Below are 1,545 nucleotides of genomic sequence, written 5' to 3' on the forward strand. Positions count from 1 at the left end.
CGTGCCCGCGCCGGTGGGCGTGCCCGCGGGCGCACCCGACACCGGTCCCGTGCAGCTGCCCGGCGCGCCGGTGCCCATCGGCCCCGGCCCGCGCGTCGCCGACGTCCGCGCCGCCGCCGTCAAGGCGCCCCCGCCCGAGGCCGCCCTCGCCGCCTCCTGGTCCAAGCCCCGCCCCGGCGTCAACGGCGCCGACCCCGCCGTACCGGCGCCCCCGGCGCCCACCGTCCCGCCGGAGCACCCGACCGGCTGGCGGCCGTGGCGCTTCCGCATGTCCAACGACGTCTGGGGCACCCCGGCGGTCGACGGCGACCTCGTCTACGTCACCTCCTTCGAGGTGCACGCCCTCGACGTCGCCACCGGGCGCCGCCGCTTCAAGACCCGGGACGTCGCCTGGTCGATGGCGGTCGCCGACGGCCGTATCCACGCCTCCGACGGACCCACCCTCTACGCCCTGGAGGCCCGCGAGGGCGGTGACCTGTGGCGGCTGTCCACGGACGCCTGGGTGTACTCCCTCAAGGCCGACCGCGGCACCGTCGTCACCGGCACGCGCGGCGGCGGCGTCCAGGCCTGGGAGGCGTCCACCGGCCAGAAGCTGTGGGAGATCACCGGCTGCCAGACCGACTTCGAGTCCCCCGAGGCGGGCCCCGCCGTCCACGACGGCACCGTCTACGTCTGGCAGGACGCCCGGCTGCGCGCCCTCGACGCCCGTACCGGCGACGAGCGCTGGTCGTACCCCATCGGCGACGCGGCCTCCTGCGGCGGCGTCCCGATCCGCCTCACCCCGGCCCCCGACGGCTACGTCTACGTCTCCGCGGGCACCCGGGTCCTCGCGATCGACGTCGCCGGCGGACACGTCCGCTGGCACTTCGAGGCACCGGCGGTCTTCCTCTCCCCGCCCGCCTTCGTCCCCGGCCCGGCCGTCACCGGCGGCGGCGTCTACCTCGCCGACTACCTCGGCACCGTCTACGCCCTCGACGCCACCGACGGCCGCGACCGCTGGCGCATCGCCACCGAGTCCCGCGCCTCCGTCGAGCCGGTCCTGGTCGCCGCCGGGCACGTCCACGTCGGCAGCGGCAAGGGCCTCTACACCCTGGACGCGGTCACCGGCACCCCCAAGTGGCGCTTCCAGTCCGGCGGCGACATCGTGGGCTCCCCCGCGGTCGCCGAGGGCCGCATCCACTTCGGTTCCACGGACCACCTGCTCTACACGCTGAAGGCCGACGACGGCCGCCTGAGGTGGAAGCTGGCCACCGGCGGCGAGATCACCGGCTCCCCGGTCGTGCGGGACGGCGTCGTCTACGCGTGCAGCAAGGACCGCTGCGTGTACGCCCTGGACGCGGAGAAGGGGACGGGGACGGCGCGGACGGCGTAGCGCCGGGGCCGGCTCGTCGGGGGTGCGGGACGGCCGTCGTGCCGGTGCGACGGAAGGGGCTCGGACGGCGGCCGTCGCTGCGGGGAGCGGCCCGTTCACCGCTCTCACCGCAGACGCTACGCCGGGTGCGCGACGGTCGCCAGACAGTGACATGCCCGTGACACGCAGCTCGC

Annotated in this window: 1 protein-coding gene; it reads left to right on the plus strand. The window is 76.4% G+C overall.

Features of this window, described 5'->3' with window-relative positions:
• A partial coding sequence (locus RIM90_RS20870) for a PQQ-binding-like beta-propeller repeat protein (RefSeq protein WP_309062259.1) occupies positions 1-1,372 on the plus strand: 1,372 nt, incomplete at its 5' end.
• Between the last annotated feature and the right edge of the window lie 173 nt (positions 1,373-1,545).

The sequence above is a fragment of the Streptomyces sp. genome (assembly GCF_031181555.1).
GTDB lineage: Bacteria > Actinomycetota > Actinomycetes > Streptomycetales > Streptomycetaceae > Streptomyces > Streptomyces fimbriatus.